Annotated in this window: 17 protein-coding genes and 1 pseudogene; 16 read left to right on the forward strand and 2 right to left on the reverse strand. The window is 33.8% G+C overall.

The genetic code is table 11. The features are described 5' to 3' along the window. The first annotated feature begins 207 nt into the window (after positions 1 to 207). The 9 genes from AB1422_06895 (at position 208) to AB1422_06935 (ending at position 6,491) form a co-directional block, all read left to right on the forward strand. Positions 208 to 879 (forward strand): hypothetical protein, encoded by a 672-nt coding sequence (locus AB1422_06895; GenBank protein ID MEW6619058.1) that lies wholly within the window; start codon positions 208 to 210, stop codon positions 877 to 879. A gap of 146 nt (positions 880 to 1,025) precedes the next feature. Then, complete coding sequence (locus AB1422_06900; protein MEW6619059.1) at positions 1,026 to 1,724, forward strand: helix-hairpin-helix domain-containing protein; 699 nt, start codon at positions 1,026 to 1,028, stop codon at positions 1,722 to 1,724. Between the two features lie 134 nt (positions 1,725 to 1,858). Further along, positions 1,859 to 2,617: a CsgG/HfaB family protein gene (locus AB1422_06905; protein ID MEW6619060.1), complete on the forward strand. Its 759-nt coding sequence runs from the start codon at positions 1,859 to 1,861 to the stop codon at positions 2,615 to 2,617. After that, positions 2,614 to 2,823 carry a hypothetical protein gene (locus AB1422_06910; GenBank protein ID MEW6619061.1) on the forward strand — a complete coding sequence of 70 codons (210 nt, stop codon included), beginning with the start codon at positions 2,614 to 2,616 and terminating at the stop codon, positions 2,821 to 2,823. Before AB1422_06905 ends, AB1422_06910 begins: the two co-directional genes overlap by 4 nt. Then, complete coding sequence (locus tag AB1422_06915) at positions 2,811 to 3,071, forward strand: type II toxin-antitoxin system RelE/ParE family toxin (protein MEW6619062.1); 261 nt, start codon at positions 2,811 to 2,813, stop codon at positions 3,069 to 3,071. Before AB1422_06910 ends, AB1422_06915 begins: the two co-directional genes overlap by 13 nt. Before the next feature lie 21 nt (positions 3,072 to 3,092). Next, a complete protein-coding gene (trpD, locus tag AB1422_06920; protein ID MEW6619063.1) occupies positions 3,093 to 4,103 on the forward strand; it encodes an anthranilate phosphoribosyltransferase in 1,011 nt (336 codons plus the stop codon). Further along, the gene (gene trpC, locus AB1422_06925) at positions 4,100 to 4,876 is read left to right on the forward strand and encodes an indole-3-glycerol phosphate synthase TrpC (GenBank protein ID MEW6619064.1); all 777 of its coding nucleotides are present in this window, start codon (positions 4,100 to 4,102) and stop codon (positions 4,874 to 4,876) included. The genes trpD and trpC overlap by 4 nt, the downstream gene beginning before the upstream one ends. A gap of 315 nt (positions 4,877 to 5,191) precedes the next feature. Then, positions 5,192 to 5,647 carry a hypothetical protein gene (locus AB1422_06930; GenBank protein MEW6619065.1) on the forward strand — a complete coding sequence of 152 codons (456 nt, stop codon included), beginning with the start codon at positions 5,192 to 5,194 and terminating at the stop codon, positions 5,645 to 5,647. 1 nt (position 5,648) lies between these two features. Next, positions 5,649 to 6,491, forward strand: a complete 843-nt coding sequence (locus tag AB1422_06935) for a glycosyltransferase family 2 protein (protein MEW6619066.1) — start codon at positions 5,649 to 5,651, stop codon at positions 6,489 to 6,491. Between the two features lie 34 nt (positions 6,492 to 6,525). Here the strand turns inward: AB1422_06935 and atpG are convergent, their stop codons facing one another. Both atpG and AB1422_06945 read right to left on the reverse strand, forming a co-directional pair. Further along, positions 6,526 to 7,392, reverse strand: coding sequence for an ATP synthase F1 subunit gamma (atpG, locus tag AB1422_06940; GenBank protein ID MEW6619067.1), 867 nt, complete (start codon positions 7,390 to 7,392; stop codon positions 6,526 to 6,528). A gap of 43 nt (positions 7,393 to 7,435) precedes the next feature. Next, entirely contained in the window at positions 7,436 to 8,200 is a 765-nt protein-coding gene (locus AB1422_06945) for an energy-coupling factor transporter transmembrane protein EcfT (protein ID MEW6619068.1), read from the reverse strand. A 764-nt stretch (positions 8,201 to 8,964) separates the two neighbouring features. Between AB1422_06945 and AB1422_06950 the strand changes: the two are divergent. The 7 genes and pseudogenes from AB1422_06950 to AB1422_06980 all read left to right on the forward strand — a co-directional run bounded on the left by AB1422_06950 (position 8,965) and on the right by AB1422_06980 (position 19,172). Further along, positions 8,965 to 9,054: pseudogene (locus AB1422_06950) on the forward strand (prepilin-type N-terminal cleavage/methylation domain-containing protein). 536 nt (positions 9,055 to 9,590) lie between these two features. Beyond that, complete coding sequence (gene lepB / locus AB1422_06955) at positions 9,591 to 10,184, forward strand: signal peptidase I (protein MEW6619069.1); 594 nt, start codon at positions 9,591 to 9,593, stop codon at positions 10,182 to 10,184. 436 nt (positions 10,185 to 10,620) lie between these two features. After that, positions 10,621 to 13,005, forward strand: a complete 2,385-nt coding sequence (locus AB1422_06960) for a YfhO family protein (protein MEW6619070.1) — start codon at positions 10,621 to 10,623, stop codon at positions 13,003 to 13,005. Beyond that, a complete protein-coding gene (locus AB1422_06965; protein ID MEW6619071.1) occupies positions 13,002 to 15,254 on the forward strand; it encodes a YfhO family protein in 2,253 nt (750 codons plus the stop codon). The genes AB1422_06960 and AB1422_06965 overlap by 4 nt, the downstream gene beginning before the upstream one ends. Positions 15,255 to 15,391: 137 nt before the next feature. Continuing rightward, a complete protein-coding gene (pyrB, locus tag AB1422_06970) occupies positions 15,392 to 16,339 on the forward strand; it encodes an aspartate carbamoyltransferase (GenBank protein MEW6619072.1) in 948 nt (315 codons plus the stop codon). 21 nt (positions 16,340 to 16,360) lie between these two features. Continuing rightward, entirely contained in the window at positions 16,361 to 18,424 is a 2,064-nt protein-coding gene (locus AB1422_06975) for a M48 family metalloprotease (GenBank protein ID MEW6619073.1), read from the forward strand. A gap of 55 nt (positions 18,425 to 18,479) precedes the next feature. Beyond that, positions 18,480 to 19,172, forward strand: a complete 693-nt coding sequence (locus AB1422_06980; GenBank protein MEW6619074.1) for a Crp/Fnr family transcriptional regulator — start codon at positions 18,480 to 18,482, stop codon at positions 19,170 to 19,172. The last annotated feature ends 146 nt before the right edge of the window (positions 19,173 to 19,318 follow it).

Raw genomic sequence — 19,318 nt, forward strand, 5'->3', positions numbered from 1 at the left:
GTGGAAAACAACAAATTTCCATAAATTTCTATTAGTTTCTATTAATTTCAATTTTTTTAATAATATCTCCCTATCTCCTTAATCTCCACATCTCCTTTTGTTACACCACCTGAACGCTTACTAAAATCGGAGTAACTATTCACCGCAGAAACGCCAGAGTTCGCAAGGACGAAATACTTCGATTATCATCCTAAAATGAGAGTATAAATGAACATATTCGGATATAAACAAGTTATGCGAAAGCTCCTGAGAGCTGTATTAAGAGGGGAAAGGAAAATACAGCGGGTAAGGAAAGATTATGGCCCACCGAGATTATCTAAAGACTTTTTTGATAAAAACCCGTTCAAGGAACTTTCTGCAGCAAGGATGTTATATTCTTTTCTTTTATACTCAGAATTGAACATAGACCAGTTCGCTTCGAAACTTGTAAGAATGTCCGTCGGAAAAAGAAGGGAAGAAGAGGCGAAGAGGATAAACAAAGAAACAAAACTCGAAAATCTAATAAAAATGATGGAGCAAAAGCCAGATCCCCTTAATCACTGGCTACTAAAGAAAAGGATACTCCGTTTCCGGAAATCTGCAGTCCCAAAACTTATTGAAAGCTTGAGAGATAATCGAGATGATACATTTGTCGAGATAGGTATACAGATAATTTACGAGTCCCAAATTGATTGTTCTTCCCAGCTTTTAGGAATTTTAGACTCAATAAAAGACCCTTATACTTTATCCCTGGTGTGCCTATTGTTAGGTCTTATTGGCCCAAAGGAAGCCCTACAACCTGTTTGGAATTATTATCATTTCCTGAAAGATAAATATTTCCAGGAGCAGTATGCTCAAGGACCCTTATTAGCATTATATGAGTTTAAAGAAAGATTGTAAGTATTCACCACGAAGGACACGAAGAAAATTAGGTAACCGTTCAGCCACGAATGTCACAGGTTAATTCGTGTCCATTTGTGGCTAATTTCTCTAATTCTCTGTGAACTCTGTGCCTCTGTGGCTGAACGGTTACAGGATTTGAAGTTATGGAGATTTTTAATCGGTCTGAGCAAAGAGTAGTCTTATTTCTTATTGCCTCAGCATTAATTGCCTCCGGGATTTTAATAGTAACGCATATCCAGGGAGAAAACGCACTCTCTAAGATTGAGGTCGTGCATTCTGCCTTTGAGGTTTTTTCAGAAGAAACAATACCAGATAAAGTCAATATAAATACTGCTTCATTAGAAGATCTGATGACTTTACCCAGGATTGGAAGTGTAACTTCAAATAGGATTGTTGAGTATAGAAGGATGCATGGCAAGTTTAAATCGGTCGAAGAAATAACTAAGGTTAAAGGGGTTGGTAAAAAAAACTTTGAAAAGATTAGGGGATTGATAACCGTAGGTAATGTAGAAAAATTTGCCTCTATCACCGTAACATTAAAGGAAAGAAAGAGAGATTCTTCTTCCTTAAAAAAACATCGAGCTATTGATGTTGGCTCTATAACAGTAGAAGGAAGTAAATGTCTATCAGAGAAGTTGAAAATCAATCTAAATACTGCCTCTATCGAAGAACTTGATAAATTACCCGGCATTGGTTCTGACATAGCCAACAGAATTATCGAATATCGAAATATACAGGGGGAGTTTTCATCAATTGAAGATATAACTAAGGTAAAAGGGATTGGGCAAAAGACATTTGAGAAGATAAAAGAGATGATAACAGTAGATAAGGAGAATTTGTAACTCAGATTTTATCCGAAAGCATTCATTATATTAGGGCTTCACGAAATTAAAAATTGGTAACTGGTAACTAATTATTGGTAATTGGTAACCAATTACCAGTTACCAATTACCAAATATAAAGAGGTGGAATTACCTTGAAGTTATTAACCTTTTTGCTTATTGTTTCCTGGCTTAATTTCACAAGTTGTGCAGGCACAAGACCATATCAGGTGAATAACTTTTTTATTGATGACGCTATACATAAGTTAAAAGAAAAACGGGTTGCTGTCTTACCTTTTGAGAATTTAACCAAAATAAAAGAGGCAACCCTTTTAGTTACAGATGAATTTAATCTACAGTTAGGGAAGATTGGACAGTTTGATTTAGTAGAAAGGATAAAGGTAGAAGAACTTTTTAAAGAACAGGATTTTTGCAAAGATAGGATTGATGAGGCAACTGCGGTTAAAATTGGCAAGATGCTTGGTGCTCACGCCGTTATCTTAGGAGTAATTACTAAATATACACCTTATGGACAGGATAAACAAGTAGCCCAGGCACAACAACCTTCACCACCAGTTATCATCGGAGACCATCGCTGTCATAAAGATAAAGAAGAAGATGATGAAGATGACTGGTTAGATACTATCATCGTTATCGGAGCGGTAGTTAGTGTTGTAGGTATTCTTTACATCCTTTTCCTTCAACCATCTGCGGAAGCAGGAATTAGTGTGAGGATGATTGATGTCGAAACAGGACAACAACTATGGCAAGCAAGAGATACTTTTAAAGGGAATAGACCATCTTTGAAAACATTAGTTAAGACAAGAGAAGAACGCAAGAGATTACGGAAAGATATTGATTTTTTAACTCAACATCTTTGCCAGAAATTAGCCGAAACTTTATTGATAAAATGAAAATCAAGGGAGGTTTAAAAATGGCTCAGCAGATAAAGAAAAAAATTTTCTCTCCAGATATTCAAAAGGCTATTAATTCATGGAAGGCTACTTGTGAAACCCTTTGTGACCATCAATTACTTAAGGATATAAAAGAGGGATTAGAGGATATTAAAACTGGAAAAGTCAGTCGGGTTTGGGATGATATTAAAAGATGTTCGAAGTAATCTGGACAAATAAGGCAAAAAAGTATTATGAAAAACTAAACAGAGATTTTCAAGAAAGATTTGAGAAGATGTTGGATATTCTGGAGGTAACGCCTTTTTATTATGGAAAATCTATAAAGAAACTAACAGGAGCATTAGAGGGCTTTTATCGGTTTAGAATAGGGAAATTAAGAGTCTTCTACATCATAGATACAAAGAATAAGAATGTTATTATAACTAATATGGATACAAGAGGAGATATTTACTAAAATCAAAGGAGGTAACTAAAGATGATTAAAGAGGCAATTGCAAAGGTTGTTCAAAATCAAAACCTAACGCAAGAAGAAACTGTAACCGTGATGAATGAAATTATGTCAGGCCAGGCATCGGATGCCCAAATTGCCAGTTTTATCACCGCATTACGCATGAAAGGTGAAACAGTAGATGAAATTACCGGTGCGGCTTGGGTGATGCGAGAAAAGGTTACCAGAATAAATGTCGAAGGTGATGTGGTAGATACCTGCGGCACGGGTGGAGATGGATTACATACATTTAATATCTCGACTATCTCTGCCTTTGTCGTTGCCGGAGCAGGAATTAAGGTAGCTAAACACGGTAATAAATCCGTTTCCTCAAAATGTGGTAGTGCAGATTTATTGACAGGTTTTGGAATAAATATTGAGGTATTACCTGAGGTGATAGAAAAATGTATTAAAGAGGTTGGAATTGCCTTTTTATTCGCTCCTAAACTCCATCTGGCAATGAAATATGCCATTGGTCCGCGAAGAGAAATTGGCATTAGAACCATCTTTAATATCCTGGGACCTTTGACTAACCCTGCCGGGGCTAAACGACAACTTTTAGGTGTTTATGATGAAAATCTAACCGAAACTTTAGCTAATGTTTTGAAAAATCTTGGTAGTAAGCGAGTATTTGTCGTTCATGGCGAAGAAGGGGTGGATGAAATATCTATTACCGGTCGAACTAAAATAAGTGAATTAAAAAAAGACGGAAACATCTCTACTTACTGGATTACTCCAGAGGATTTTGGGCTAAAACGAGCCTCCATAGACGAAATTAAAGGCGGTGAGACTCAAAAGAATTTAGAAATGGCATTAGCCGTGTTAAAAGGAAAAGATGGGGCAAGAAGGGATGTTGTCTTATTAAATTCTGCCTTTGGTATTATGGCTGGTGATAAAGCAAATACCGTTGAGGAAGGAATTGAGTTAGCTAAAAAATCCATTGATTCAGGATTGGCATTAGAAAAGTTAGAAAGGTTAAAGGAATTTACTTCACAATGATTCTAAAAGAAATACTTAAAGAGAAAAAAATAGAAATAGAAAAAAGAAAAATAATCAAGCCTATGGCAGAGATGAAAAAGATGGCTTACGATTTACCTAAAGATAGCAGAGGTTTTAAACGCGCTATCTCTTATCCGAGGGGCAAGGTAAAATTGATTGCTGAGATTAAAAAGGCATCACCAACAGAAGGGGTTATTTGCGAAGAATTCGACCCGGTGGCTATTGCCAAAATTTATGAGGAAAGCGGGGCAAAGGCTATCTCTGTGCTGACGGATGAAAACTTCTTTCAAGGCAATTTACAACATCTGAAGGCCGTTAAAGAAGCAACTCATATCCCTATTTTGCGTAAGGATTTCATTATTGATGAATATCAAATCTACGAATCAAAGGTTTGGGGCGCAAATGCCATACTTTTAATTGCCGATTGCCTACCTCTGGAGAAAATTAATAGTTTTTTAAACATAAGTCAAAGTTTAGGATTAGATGTTTTATTAGAGGTTCATAATTATGATGACTGGGATAAGGTTTCACAGGTGAAAACTGAGATTATTGGAATAAATAATCGTAATTTATATACATTTGTGGTTGACTTAAAAACTACTTTTATGCTAAAATTAATCATACCAAAGGAGAAAATAGTCGTAAGTGAAAGTGGAATAAAGACAAAGGAGGATGTTCAATTACTTCAAGAAAAGGGAATCGATGCGATTTTAGTCGGCACAACATTGATGAAAAGTGGAAATATAAAGGATAAGATTAAAGAATTGTTGTAAGCATATTCAGCATTCAGCTATCAGTTTATAGCACTTATTAATCGAAATTTGACCCAGATATGGCTATGAAATTCCAAATCACAAATTCCAAATTCCATTTAGTGAATTAGTGAATTAAGCGAATTAGCGAATTAGTAAAATCTAATCTCTAATTCACTAATCTCTAATTCGCTTTTTGGTATGTGGGATTTGGTGCTTGGGATTTGGGATTTTTTTACTTATTCACCCTGAGTAAAATTTTGACTAATAACTGCTATACGAATTGTTAAATTAAATCCGCTGGGAATTCTGTGGATTAAAAAAGGAGGAACTAAATTGCAAAAAGGAATAGGGATTATTGGAATAATCTTAACTCTTTGTATCATTGGTTTTTTATGTGTTTATTTTACCTCTAAAACCACACAACAAATGACTCAAGAAACAGGAGTTAAATTTATGGAGCGAACGGTTGGTAAAACCGCTGATGTTTCTACTCAGGCAAATTTAAACATATTGAGAGAGGCAATTATGCGATATTATAATGAACACCGTGTTTATCCGGATAGTCTGGATAGTTTTGGCGACCCACCGTTTATTCCAGGTTATCTAAGGAAAATACCATCAGCAAATCTGGGAATGAATGTCCCTTATAATATAAGAACAAGTGATAAAATAACTTATGGAAATAGTGTAACTAACACGGGTGGCTGGTTATACAATCCGGCAACAGGAAAGATTATGGTCAATTATGATGGCTTAGATTCTGAGGGAGTGAATTACACTACATATTAAAATGAATAAAGTAAGTATTGTTATCCCGGCTTATAATGAAGAAAAGAGTATTGGTGCTTTAATTGATACACTCCGCGAAAATATGCAGGGCTATGAGTATGAGATAATCGTTGTTGATGATGCCTCGAAAGATAAAACGGCTAATATTACTCAAGACAAAGGAACTTGTTTAATCCAACTTCCTAAAAATAGAGGATATGGTTTTGCGATTAAAACAGGTATTAAAAAGGCTAAATATGAAATCATAGCGATTATAGATGCGGATGGAACATATCCGGTTTCAGAAATGCCAATGCTAATTAATTCTATTGGTGAATACGATATGGTGGTTGGAGCAAGAAAGAAACAAAAAATCCCACTTATCCGCAGACCAGCCAAGTTTTTCTTAAATATGTTAGCCAACTATCTCACTGAGGCACAAATTCCGGACTTGAATTCAGGTATGCGTGTCTTTAAAAAAGATATTGCCTTGAAATTCTTTAATATATTACCTGATAGATTTTCTTTTACCATTACGATTACTCTGGCAATGCTCACAAATGATTATTTAGTAAAATTTATCCCCATAGATTACCTGCCGCGGGAAGGCAAATCTAAAATAAGACCGATTCGCGATACCTATAATTTTATCCTGCTTATTATTCGGACAGTGATGTATTTTAATCCTTTAAAGATATTTATTCCTTTGAGTCTGACACTATTTTTAATCGCAATGGTTGTTTTTTGCTATAGTTATTTTGTGCTTGATAAAGTGATGGATATTACTGTCATCGTTATTTTAATGACTTGCGTGCAAATCCTGGCAATTGGACTTTTAGCAGATTTAGTGGATAAAAGGAGTTAAATTGCCCGGTCTTACATCTTACCTTTTGCCATATTTATCCTTTAAGTGCTTCAGCGGTTCCTGTAATTTCTGCTATTTCCTTGGTAATAGAGGCTTGTCTTGCTCGGTTGAAAGAAAGCCATAACTCATTTATCATCTTTTTGGCATTAGTTGTCGCGGATTCCATCGCAACCATTCTTGCCGCATGTTCAAATGCCTGTGACTCTAATAGAATACGATGAAGTTGCACAACGATATGTTTTTCAAGCAGGGTATTTAATATCTCTTTTTTAGAAGGCTCATAGAGATACTCTGAGACTATTTTGGAAGAAGGAGGTGACAGGGGAATAATAGGCAGTAATTTTTCTCGAACTACTTGTTGTCTAAAAACAGATTTGAATTCATTATAGACACAAGTTATCTCATCTATTTCATTAGAGATGTATAAATCAATAACTCTTTTTGTTAGTCCTTCCGCAAATTTATAAGTAACCTGGTCAGGTGTAGGAAGTGTAAATGGTATATTGTAATCAAATCGTTTAAAAAAATTAAATCCTTTTCTCCCGATTATCATTAATTTAATATCAATAGATTTATCCCGCTCTTCTTCTAAATAATGAAATACATTTTTAATCAGATTGGTATTAAATCCACCACACAACCCTCTTTGAGAAGTGAACATAAGTAATCCTGATGTTTTAACTTCCCGTTTTAAAAGTAGTGGATAATCTTCTTCTCTTTCTACCCTTAATGCCAGACTGCTGAGAATCTCATTTAACCCATAGGCATAAGGTCTGGCAGAAGTAATACTCATCTCTGCTTTCTTCATTTTAGCGGCGGCAACAAGCATCATTGCTCGAGTAATTTGTTGGATATTTTTAATCGATTTTATCCTTCTTTTTATATCACGCATCATAGCCATAGTAATTTCCTCCTTTTTGAGGTAATTAATTACCCCTTACTACTCACCAATTACCAATTACTAAAATAATCCCAATAACGGCTAAGAATAAATAATCTTTTTTCGCCATTTTTAGTTTTTTAGTCCTGTTTTTGATTATTTGGTCTCCACTGCTTTCTAAAACCACTGCTAATTCATCAGCTCGCTGGAATGAATTTTTAAATAATAGAACCATAGCAGGAATGATATATCTTATCTTTTTTAAGATATTTCCTTTTTTAACCTCTATCCCTTCCATCTTAATGGCTGTATTTAATTCTTCAAACAATATCGGAATAAGTCTTAAACTTAAGTGAAGAATTAAGATTATGTCTTGTATCGGTATCTTGATTTTTTTTAAGGGAGTTAATAAATATTCTAATCCATGACATAAATCTACGGAAGAAGTGGTTAGTCCTAAAACTGAAACCCATAGAATTAAAACTACCAATTTTACACTAAATAATGTTCCTGAATATAACCGTTGATTTAAAGAATATTCTTGAGGAGCAATAAGATAGATTAGAAATGTAAATATCAAAAACCATTTCAAAAATCGCAATTGAACAAAAATATCTTTTAGTTGTAATTGTGTTAAAATAATCATTAATAACAAAATGAAAATTATTACCCCTAAGGTAGTAAAATTATCTGCTAATACAGTAAATAAAAGCGCGGTTACTATCATTATCAGTTTTGCTCTCGGGTCTAATGAATGAATCACAGAATTACCCGGGATATATTGTTCTATTTTCACTTTATGAGCCTCTTTTTGTAAGCGTTCAGGCATCAGCAGTCAGAAGACAGTAGTCAGTAATCAGTGAGCAAGAGGTTATTACTTTTCACTGACTTCTGTTTTGTAATGGTTGAATACTTCCAGAATTATATCATTATTCCATTATATAAGTCAAGGGGAATTTTTCGACCGGGTGCGTGTAAAATTTATGGGTAAAAATATTCTGAGAGTTAGACCTGAAATTAAATCAAATATCAAATATCAAAATGCAAAATTACAAATCAAATTTCAAAAAGGACTTCAAATATTTTAATGCTGAAATGTAGTAGATAGTTTATAGTAGATAGTTGAAGGACTATAGACTATAAACCATAAACTATAAACCATAAACTATACACAAATTTTACATACACCCTTTTCGACCTATGCGGTTAGAAATTACAAGCAAATTTCCTCAAACCTGAAAGGTTTGACTTTTACATAACCGTAGATAAAATCTACGGAGAGAAGAAAAACTCCTGCTTACTACTCAACCCTGAAAGGGTTGAATTCTAACCATGGCTTACATTCGACCCTTTCAGGGTCGAGTTTTGCGGGCGTTTATTTCCGTAGATTGCATCTACGGTTATTTAAAATTCGACGCTTTCAGCGTCAATAACCTAAAACCTAACCGCACAGGTCGAAATTTTTCTAAAAAAAATTTAAAAAAACTCTTGACAGAAATTCTTTTCTATGGTATAATTTATTTTAGAAACAAACACAAGGGTGTTGTTAATTATAAAATCTAAAAAAGAGATGTAAGGAGGTGAGAAAGGAATATGAAAAAAGGTAAAGGATTTACCCTTATTGAATTAATGATAGTCGTTGCTATCATAGGCATCTTAGCCGCAATTGCTATCCCAAGATTTGCTCAATTGATTGATAAGGCAAGAGAGGCGGGAGCAAGAGGAAATTTAGGTGCCTTAAGAAGTGCAATTGCTATCTATTATGGAGATAATAAAGGACAGTGGCCAGTGAAATTAGATACAAATCAATATACAGTTCCAGTTACTGGCGGTGAACTTTTCCCCGCGTTTATCAAGGGATATATGGCTAAACTTCCGAAAGCGACATTACAACGGGCTGTTCCTCATAATAATACTGCGACTATTGACTATGTTACTACACACCAAAATGATTATGTTTCTCAGACTCAAGTCTCAAACAGTCACAAGGGAGGATGGATATACTCGTCAAATAGTGGTGATTGTCGAATTAACTGCGCCCACCGCGACACAGTATCAGTTAATACACCCAATTCATCCCTTTATTACTCAAATTATGGGCATGAAGAACCCTAAACTTTAAATTCTTAAGTTAAGTGGTTCTCAAACAACAAAGATAAAAAAGAGGTTGGTTAGTTACTAATCAACCTCTTTTTTTAAAAAAAGAGGAGAGAGGATTTTTGCTGACTAAAAAAGATAAACCAAAGTCAAAGATTTATGAGTTTATATTCGAGGTAATAATTCCTGCTTTAATTTTAGCTTTAATTATTCGAACATTTGTTATACAGGCATTTAAAATACCCTCAGAATCAATGGTTCCGACACTTCAAATTGGAGATCACTTATTTGTCCTTAAATTTGCCTATGGATTACCTATTCCTTTAACTAATAAAAAAATATTTGAATGGAATTCACCAAAGCGTGGAGAAATTATTGTCTTTCGTTATCCAGAAGACCCAAAAAGAGATTTTATCAAAAGGGTGATTGGACTGCCGGGGGAGGAATTACTTATTAAACACAAACAGGTTTACATTAATGGAGAATTATTAAAAGAACCTTATAAAATTCATACAGATATTTCTTCTCTGGAACAATTTCCTCGAGATAATTGGGGGAAATCAATAATTATTCCTTCTAATAGTTACTTTATGATGGGTGATAATCGTGACTCAAGCCTTGATTCTCGTTTTTGGAATTGTCTGCCTAAAGAACTAATTAAAGGGAAGGCATTTATTATTTATTGGCCTCCGTGGAGGATAGGATTAATTAAATGAAACAGAAGCCTGTTGTTTCACTTCAGATAGCTAAATATACTCAAATAAATCAGGTTTGCAAAAAAGTTTAAACGAAAAGGGATCGTAACTATTCACCACGAAGGGTACGGAGAGCACGAAGTGAAATTTGATGAATTATCGAATAGAGTCATTGGATGCGCTATAGCGGTGCATCGAACTCTTGGGCCAGGTTTGCTTGACACCGTGAAGAGTGATAATTCACAATTCACAATTGACAATTCACCATTCACCATTATTAAGGAAATTTAGGGAAGAAATTGTGAATGGTGAATAGTTACAAGGGATCAAGGATTCAAGGGGTCAAGTGCTTGAAAAGTAGGGTTTTTACTTGAACCCTTGATCCCTGGACCCCTTGAATCCTCTAGGTAAAACTTTTGCAAATTCGTTTTCATTGGGTATAGTTACTGGAAATCAAATGATGAATTTAGACAAAAAAGACCTATGGCTAATATTCTTATTTTTAACCTTAATAATTCTCTTTTTTGGACAGGTATTATTTACTCCAGCCACCTATGTCATTAGAGATTTTTACCGCACTTTTTATCCTACTCGATATTTTGTCGCAGAATGTGTAAAAGAGGGTTTTTTTCCGTTATGGAATCCTTATCTTTACTGTGGACATCCTTTTTTTGCCTCTTTACAACATGGTCTTTTAAATCCTTTCTCTTTTTTTATTTATCTTTTTCCATTTGATATAGGAATTAAATTATTTATTGTCTGGCATTTTTTTTTAGCAGGTTTATTTATGTATCTATTGATGCGAGATTTTGATATAAGCGGAATACCTTCTTTAATTGCCGCTTGTGCCTATACTTTTAATAGTTATATGCTCTCAATAGATACCTTTACTCACCTTACCTCTGCCTGTTGGACACCCCTTATATTTTTGCTATTCAATCGAGTAATTTCATCTTCGGTGGGAAAAAAGTTCAAATATATTATTCTAACAGGCATCTCGTTAAGCCTTCAATTTGCAGGAGAAAAAGTCGAGATTTTTTTTGCAACTGTAATTGTTTTGATACTATGGACTTTGGCAAAAATCATTTTATTTAAACCACAAGAAAGAAAAATTGCCTTTTTTAGTTTATCTTTAGTTGGTTTGATAAGCCTGGGATTAATCCTTATTCAACTCCTACCGTTTTTTGAGGCAGTTGTTTCTTCATATCGAACAGAGCGTACCTCATATTCCCAGGCAACAAACTGGTCTTTACCACCTTTAGAATTATTCACACTTATCTGTCCTATAAAATCAGGATTTATGGAATTTATCCATGTTGGTATACAACATGGTTTTTTTAAGGGGCTTTACTTTGGCATTGTTCCCCTTTTCCTTATATTAATTACTTTTTATGAAAAAAGGAAAAGAAATCTATTCTGGCAGGCTATATTTTTAATAGGAATAATTCTATCTCTGGGTAACTATACCCCTTTTTATAAATTTTTATACGACTATCTCCCATTATTTTCTATGTTTCGTTATCCAGTAAAATTTTTCTGTATAAGTATCTTTGCCGGAAGTATATTAGCGGGAGTTGGATTTGAGTATCTATTAAAAACTATTAAGGCAAAAAAGATAAAACCCGCTATTGTCCTTTTTATCCCAAATCTTTTCCTGATTTTTATTTTACTCATCTGGTATCTTAACATGGGTAAGTTCCTCTGGTTATTAAAACTTCATTATTTTATTCCTGAGTCGATAGAAGAATTAATGGATATTGAAGGAAAAAATTTTATGATATATCAAAACTTTTTCTTAGTCACGATAGTTTTTTCTTTATTTAATTTACTGGTAATTATCAGCTCAAAACTTAGAATCAAATTAACTGTCTTTGCTATAACTTCAACTATCATCATTATTTTTGATTTAATCTTTTTTGGCTTAAATTTAAACCCACTTGTTGACCAAAAATTATATCATCAGCAACCTGAAATGTTAAAGATACTAAAAAAAGAAGAGGGTTACTCTCGTTTTATGATAGAACCTAAGACCATCCAATATTATTCTTTTATGACTGATGTATCAGAAAAGACTCAATTTGAAACTGTTGATGAAATGCAATTAAGATTAATTCCCAATTTTGGATTAATGCATAAAATATATGAGATTGAAGGATACGGATTTTTAATATTAGAAGATTACCTGAAATTTTATGAGAGATTAATTTCTGGTGAATTTACTGCGGTTCATCAACTTCTTAATCTATCTAATGTCCAATACATCCTCTCTAAATTTGAGATTCCATCTTCGAGTGTTCAATTAGTTTATAAAATGAAAAAATATGGGGAGGAATTTATGCTTTATAAAAATCCAGATTACCTGCCTCGTGCCTTTTTTGTCTCTAAAGCAAAAATAGTTAAAAACCGCGAAAAAATCTTAAATATACTTACAAACAAAAACTTTGACCCACAAAAAGAGGTAATTCTGGAAGAAAATGTTCTAAATTATCCAGAATCCAAAATCCAAAATTTTGCTTCGCAACATTCTTCGAATTCAAAATCCAAAATCCAAATTACCGCTTATCAACCTAATAAAGTAAAAATCAATACCTCTTGCCAGACCAATGGCTTTTTATTCTTAAGTGATACCTATTATCCTGGTTGGAAGGCGTATGTAGATGGACAACAAACAAAGATTTATCGAGCTAATTTTCTCTTTAGGGCTGTTGTCTTACCAAAAGGAAGTCATCAAGTTGAATTTGTCTATTCCCCATTGAGTTTTAAAATAGGACTTTTGGGAAGTATCCTTACTTCACTTGTTTTAATTCTGATAGGACTATGGAAAAATAGAGGTTATAAATGAAATATAAAAAAGACCTATATGCCATCTTTTTTATTTTACTATTAGTAGTTATTTTTTTTAGTGAGGTGTTATTTACTAACAAAAATTTTGTCTTTCGTGATTTCTTTATGTATCAATATCCTATTAGACATTTTACAACTGAGTGTCTAAGAACAGGATTTATTCCATTTTGGAATCCATATCTTTTTTGCGGGAATCCATTTTTAGCTAATATAAACTCAGCTATATTTTATCCACTTTCTTTCATTAATTGTCTCTTCCCTTTCTATTTTGGTATAAAGTTATTCATGGTCATTCATTTTTTCTTATCTTCTTTATTTATGTATTGGCTAATGCGAAGTTGGCTAAAGATAATGCCTTCTTTAATATCAAGTATTACTTATGGTTTTAGTGGTTATCTCTTATCAATGATAGATACTTATACGATATTAGCTACCTCTACCTGGACACCACTTTGTTTCCTACTTATCAATCGTGCCATTGAAGGAAGGAATTTTGCAGTTATTTTATCAGGAATATTTTTAGGAATTCAATTTTTAGCAGGTGCTCCAGATGTATTTCTTATTGCCATATTAGGACTTTTCTTGTTTAGTTTGTCTAAGAGTTTAGTAGGTAATAATAAGGGAATTTATTCCTTTTTGTTAGCTGGATTAATTGGAATGGGACTTACCCTATTTCAATCTTTGCCTTTTTTAGAGATGGCTTCTTTTTCTACCAGGATTATCAGTGGTTTAGAATATTCTGAGGCTACACTTAGAGCTTTAAGTCTGGCTGAATTATTTACCCTTTTCATTCCTATTACAAAATCAGTTAATTTCTGGTTTGGTCAAAATATAGTAAAAAGTTGTTATTTAGGAATTATCCCCTTTTGTTTTATTTTAATAGGGATTTTTTATTCAAAAAGGAAATTAATCTTGTTTTGGACCGTGCTATTCTTTGTATCTCTTCTTTTAGCTATGGGAAAATATTTCCCTGTTTATCAACTTTTATATAAATATATACCATACTTTGCAAGTATGAAAGACCCCATAAAGTTTTTTTCGTTAACCGTATTATCAGGAGCTATTTTGACAGGATTTGGAGCGGCTAAGTTGATGGAAGAAAATAAAGGCATAAATTTTCTGTTGATATTTAATCTTATATATTTTATTCTTTGGCTAATAGCCTGGATGGCTAAAGATTTTATCCTATCTTTATGGATTAATACCGTAGAATGGTATTTTTTGAATATATGGGGAAGTTTTTTATCACTCATTCTCCTTTCCTTAACAACATCACTTTTTATTTTAAAAATACATGGATATGTTAGAGCATCAGTTGCTTTTATAGGTATAATTTTCATTCTTATAATAGATCTTTTTCTTATGGGATGTAAACTTAATCCATTAATAGATAAAGGTTTTTATGATTATGAACCCGAAATTGTAAAATTAATTGAAAAAGATAAAGATTACTTTCGTATCCTCTCTGCTTACAATATTAAAGTTAATGATTTTACTTTGCCGCCTATGTTTATAATAAACTTAAAGTTAAAAAATAGCGTGCATCCCAATGTGGGAGTTCCTTACCATTTATATGATGCCTATGGTTATGATGGATTTAGATTAAAAGATTATGATACCCTAATTTCTCTTGAACAATTAGAAAAAACTTCCAAATTATTATCTTTACTTAATATTAAATACATAATTAGCCATTTTAAACTTATCAATATGGATATATTTTATGATGGAGGTGACTTTAAAGTTTATAAAAATACCGGGTATTTAAAGAGAGCCTTTTTCGTTCCAAAAGCAAGGGTAGTTAAAGACAGGAGAGAAATTTTGAATATACTCTCAAAGGGTGATTTTGAACCCAAAAAAGAGGTAATATTAGAAGAATTTCCAAATTCTAAATTCCATCCTAAATCTCAAATCTTAAATCCCAAATCCAAAATCCAAATTATAGATTATCAACCTAACAAAGTTATTATTAACAGCTCTTGTGAGAAAAGTGGCTTTTTATTCTTAAGTGATACCTATTATCCTGGTTGGAAGGCGTATATAGACGGCAAACCAACAAAGGTATATCGGGCAAATTACCTTTTTAGGGCAATTGTGCTTCCAGAAGGAAATCATCAGATTGAATTTGTCTATTTTCCTGCAAGTTTTAAAATCGGGCTTTTGGGAACATTAATCACTATTACTATCTTAGTTAGCTTCATGATTATCCTGAGAATTAAACATTTTTCCAATCCCATATTCTTTTAGGCTCAATATCTATATTAATTAGTATATCGTTCAAAAAAAATGATATTGCAATATAATTTTATTTATGGTATAATTATCTACAAACAAAGTTATGAATTTCGTGAAAGGCACTTTAACTCCACACAAGGCAGGGAAAAATGGCAACTAAATTACACCATCTTATTGAAGTAAAACAATTTAAAGATAAAGAATTATTAGAAGAAATCTTTAAATTAGCCAGTGAAATGGAGATGGCAGATAGAACTGGCAAATATGATAGATTGTTTTTACCTCAAATTCCTCGCAAGAAGATTTTAGCCACACTTTTCTATGAACCCAGCACAAGAACCAGACTTTCTTTTGAATCCGCGATGATGCGACTTGGTGGAGAGGTAATCACTACGGAGGAGGCAAGGGTATTTTCATCAGTAACAAAAGGCGAATCATTAGTTGATACTATTCGAGTTATAGGCACTTATGCCGATGTGATTGTCTTAAGACATTATGAAGAAGGCTCCTCAAAAATAGCCGCACAAGTCTCATCTGTTCCAATTATTAATGCCGGTGATGGCACCGGTCAACATCCAACTCAGGCATTATTAGATATGTTCACTATTCAAAAGGAACTCGGAAGAATTGATAATCTTAAAGTTGGATTGGTTGGCGATTTGTTATATGGTCGAACAGTTCATTCTTTAACCTATCTTTTAGCTCATCAACAAGGAGTAAAACTGTATTTTATCTCTCCAGAAGAAATAAGAATGCCCAGAAATATTATTAATTATTTAGAAGATGAGATGAAAATTCCCTTTGAAGAAATCACAGATTTAAAAGAAGTGGTATCAGATATAGATGTTCTGTATGTAACCAGAATTCAAAAAGAACGATTTAGAAACATTGAGGATTATAATAAAATGAAGGGTGTGTATGTGATTGATAAAGAAATACTTTCTTTGATGAAAAAAGATGCCAGGATTTTACACCCTTTACCGCGGGTAGATGAGGTTGCGATTGAAGTTGATGAAGACCCCCGCGCCGCATATTTTAGACAGGTAGAAAATGGCCTTTATCTCCGTATGGCTTTATTAAAAATGATATTAGATTAATTACAAAAGGAGGAATAAAAGATGAATTGTCCAAATTGTTCAATCCAACTAACCCCAACTATGACTACTCAAGGTGTAGAAGTTGATGCGTGCAGTAAATGTAATGGTGTCTGGCTGGATAAAGGTGAGGTATTTTTCTTTACTAAAAAAGTAAATGCCGTTGCCAGGGCACTTGAGCAAGCAATTAAAGAAGGAAAACCTACGACAAAACTTAGTCCTAAAACCCAAAAACCAATGCAAGAAATATCTCTCTCAGAGGGAAAAATTCAAATTGACTATTGTCCCCAGAGCAATGGACTCTGGTTTGATGCCGGAGAATTAGAGCAATTACAAAAGACTGATATTAAAATAACCCTTGATAAAGAGGCAAAAATATCCACTAAACCCAAAATTTACGAGATAAAGGAAAAAGTACCTCCGTTAATTAAAAACCTGACTCCACTTCCAAATCTCTTCATTCGGTCATGTAGTGTCCTTTTTGGGCTATATGCACTTTTGACACTTGTTTTAATTACGGTGGTAAATTTTGGTCTTATCACGCCAGATTTTGCCATATTAATCGCTCTGGGAATTATTTCTTTACAATTTATCCTGGGTCCCTGGCTGATGGATATATCACTGCGATTCTTTTATAAGATTTCCTGGAATGCCTATTTACCAGAGCCTCTAAATAATTTTATTAAAGATACCTGTCGAAAACAAGGAATGAAATTTCCTCGATTTGGTATTTTACAAGATGGTGCACCGCAAGCATTTACTTATGGACATCATCCCAATAACGCCAGAATCGTTATTTCGCAAGGATTAATTGACCTTTTAGAACCAGAGGAAGTTTGCGGTGTTGTTGCCCATGAAATTGGACATGCCAAACACTGGGATATGTTAGTTATGACGATTGCGTATCTTGTTCCACTTATTTTATACTATGTATATCGGACACTTATACAAATGCGAACAAAGGGCAGAGAGGACAAATCTGCACACATACGCTATGCCATTGCTATTGGTTCATATATTCTTTACATTATCAGTCAATATCTGGTTTTATGGCTATCTCGGACCAGGGAATATTATGCCGATAGATTCGCAGGTGAAGTAACTAAAAATCCTAACGCCCTGGCATCGGCATTAGTCAAAATTGCTTATGGATTGGCTGGACAACAGAAAAAAGAAGAAAAAGAAACTCGAAGAGCCCCAACTTTAGATGCAATTGGTGCCTTAGGAATATTCGATGCTAAAGTCGCCCGTTCGTTGGCTATGGTCAGTTATTCATCCCCTGCGGCTAAAATGGGTGGTGAGATAAATAAAGAAAATCTACAAGAAGCAATGAAATGGGATTTGTGGAATCCCTGGGCAAAATATTATGAATTGCATTCTACTCACCCATTAGTCGCAAATCGACTAAATTATCTCTCTGAACAAAGTATTTCCCTGGGACTTGAACCTTTTGTGTCCTTTAATCAAAAGAAACCTGAATCATACTGGGATGAATTTTTTGTGGATTTATTGATACTCTACTTGCCTACAATGGTGATACTCTTTAGTTTGGGAGGTATCATTGCACCACCCTTGTTGCTACAAAGTTCTCCTGATATGACGCTATTGGGTCTGGTTTTTTGTTTATTTGGAATTGCACAATTAATTCAGATAGTATTTTCTTATAAAAATCCGGGTTATTTCCCGCAAATGGATATTGTCAGCTTACTAAAAAATGTAAAAGTCTCGGCAATAAGACCTGTTCCTTGTAGACTTAAAGGTAAAATAATAGGTCGGGGAGTGCCAGGTCTTATCTGGTCAGAAGATTTTGTCATGCAGGATTCAACCGGGATAATATTCCTTGATTATCGTCAGCCATTAGGTATCTGGGAATTTCTATTTGGATTACTTCGTTCTTCACAACTTCAAGACCAGGAAGTAACTCTTACTGGCTGGTATCGTCGAAGCCCTGTGCCGTATGTTGAATTGAAAAATTTTACTATCGGCTCAACTACTCGTAATTGCTATGTTTATCAGATGAAACTTATTTCATCAGGATTTATAATATTATTGGGAATAGGTATGTTACTTATGTCAATAGTAAAGTAGCCAGTAGTCAGTGAACAGTGGTCAGTAATTAGAAACCAATTTAAGAGGTAATGAAATGACTAAAAGTCAGTTTTTAGGTAAAATATCTATTTTTAGTTCCTTAGAAAAAGAAGATTTGGAACTATTAGCAACCGCTACTCAAGAAGTAACTTACAAAAAAGGACAAACAATTATCAGCAGTGAAGAGATAGGGACGACATTTTTCGTTGTTAAATCAGGTAAAGTCAAGGTAACTGCAGAGGCGTTAGATAGTCGAGAGATTGTGCTGAGCACCCTTGCCCCTTTATCTTTCTTTGGGGAGATGTCTATTCTTGATGGTGAACCGAGGTCTGCGACTATCACTGCCTTAGAGGAGACAGAATTGATTACTATGGATAAGGATGTTTTTCTCAGAATACTACACCGTTATCCCCAAATTGCAATTAATATACTAACTATTTTATCTCAAAGGTTACGAAGAGCAGATGAATTAATTCAAAATTTAAGATTTTTAAGTGCCTCAGGAAGGACAATCCAAACATTATTTAAGCTCTTAGATGAGCATGGTGTGAAGGTAAAAGAAGGAATGCTAATTGATATGCGATTGACTCATCAAGAGCTGGCAAGTTTAGCCGGGACATCAAGAGAATCAATGCGTAAGGTTATCCACGATTTTCAAGAAAAAGGTTATCTAAAATTCTACCGTGGCAAAATCACTGTTTTAAATGAAGATATACTCTTAAGAACATTAGCGAGATCTATTGTTTAATTATTCTCCTATCTTCATATATTTCGTAACCGTTCAGGCTATATATCAAAAGTGTAAGAAAGGGGATAAGGAGATAAGAGTGATATGGAGATAAGATAATAGAAATAGATTGAAATTTATAGAAATAGGTAGAAATTGATTGTGGA

The organism is bacterium, assembly GCA_040757115.1.
In the GTDB taxonomy this organism is placed as follows: Bacteria; UBA9089; CG2-30-40-21; order CG2-30-40-21; family SBAY01; genus JBFLXS01.

Excerpts from the sequence above, each read along its gene's own strand:
- AB1422_06895 (MEW6619058.1), top strand. The coding sequence starts at position 208 with ATGAACATATTCGGATATAAACAAGTTATGCGAAAGCTCCTGAGAGCT.
- AB1422_06900 (MEW6619059.1), top strand. The coding sequence starts at position 1,026 with ATGGAGATTTTTAATCGGTCTGAGCAAAGAGTAGTCTTATTTCTTATT.
- AB1422_06910 (MEW6619061.1), top strand. The coding sequence starts at position 2,614 with ATGAAAATCAAGGGAGGTTTAAAAATGGCTCAGCAGATAAAGAAAAAA.
- AB1422_06915 (MEW6619062.1), top strand. The coding sequence starts at position 2,811 with ATGTTCGAAGTAATCTGGACAAATAAGGCAAAAAAGTATTATGAAAAA.
- trpD (MEW6619063.1), top strand. The coding sequence starts at position 3,093 with ATGATTAAAGAGGCAATTGCAAAGGTTGTTCAAAATCAAAACCTAACG.
- trpC (MEW6619064.1), top strand. The coding sequence starts at position 4,100 with ATGATTCTAAAAGAAATACTTAAAGAGAAAAAAATAGAAATAGAAAAA.
- AB1422_06935 (MEW6619066.1), top strand. The coding sequence starts at position 5,649 with ATGAATAAAGTAAGTATTGTTATCCCGGCTTATAATGAAGAAAAGAGT.
- atpG (MEW6619067.1), bottom strand. The coding sequence starts at position 7,392 with ATGGCTATGATGCGTGATATAAAAAGAAGGATAAAATCGATTAAAAAT.
- AB1422_06945 (MEW6619068.1), bottom strand. The coding sequence starts at position 8,200 with ATGCCTGAACGCTTACAAAAAGAGGCTCATAAAGTGAAAATAGAACAA.
- AB1422_06960 (MEW6619070.1), top strand. The coding sequence starts at position 10,621 with ATGATGAATTTAGACAAAAAAGACCTATGGCTAATATTCTTATTTTTA.
- AB1422_06965 (MEW6619071.1), top strand. The coding sequence starts at position 13,002 with ATGAAATATAAAAAAGACCTATATGCCATCTTTTTTATTTTACTATTA.
- pyrB (MEW6619072.1), top strand. The coding sequence starts at position 15,392 with ATGGCAACTAAATTACACCATCTTATTGAAGTAAAACAATTTAAAGAT.
- AB1422_06975 (MEW6619073.1), top strand. The coding sequence starts at position 16,361 with ATGAATTGTCCAAATTGTTCAATCCAACTAACCCCAACTATGACTACT.
- AB1422_06980 (MEW6619074.1), top strand. The coding sequence starts at position 18,480 with ATGACTAAAAGTCAGTTTTTAGGTAAAATATCTATTTTTAGTTCCTTA.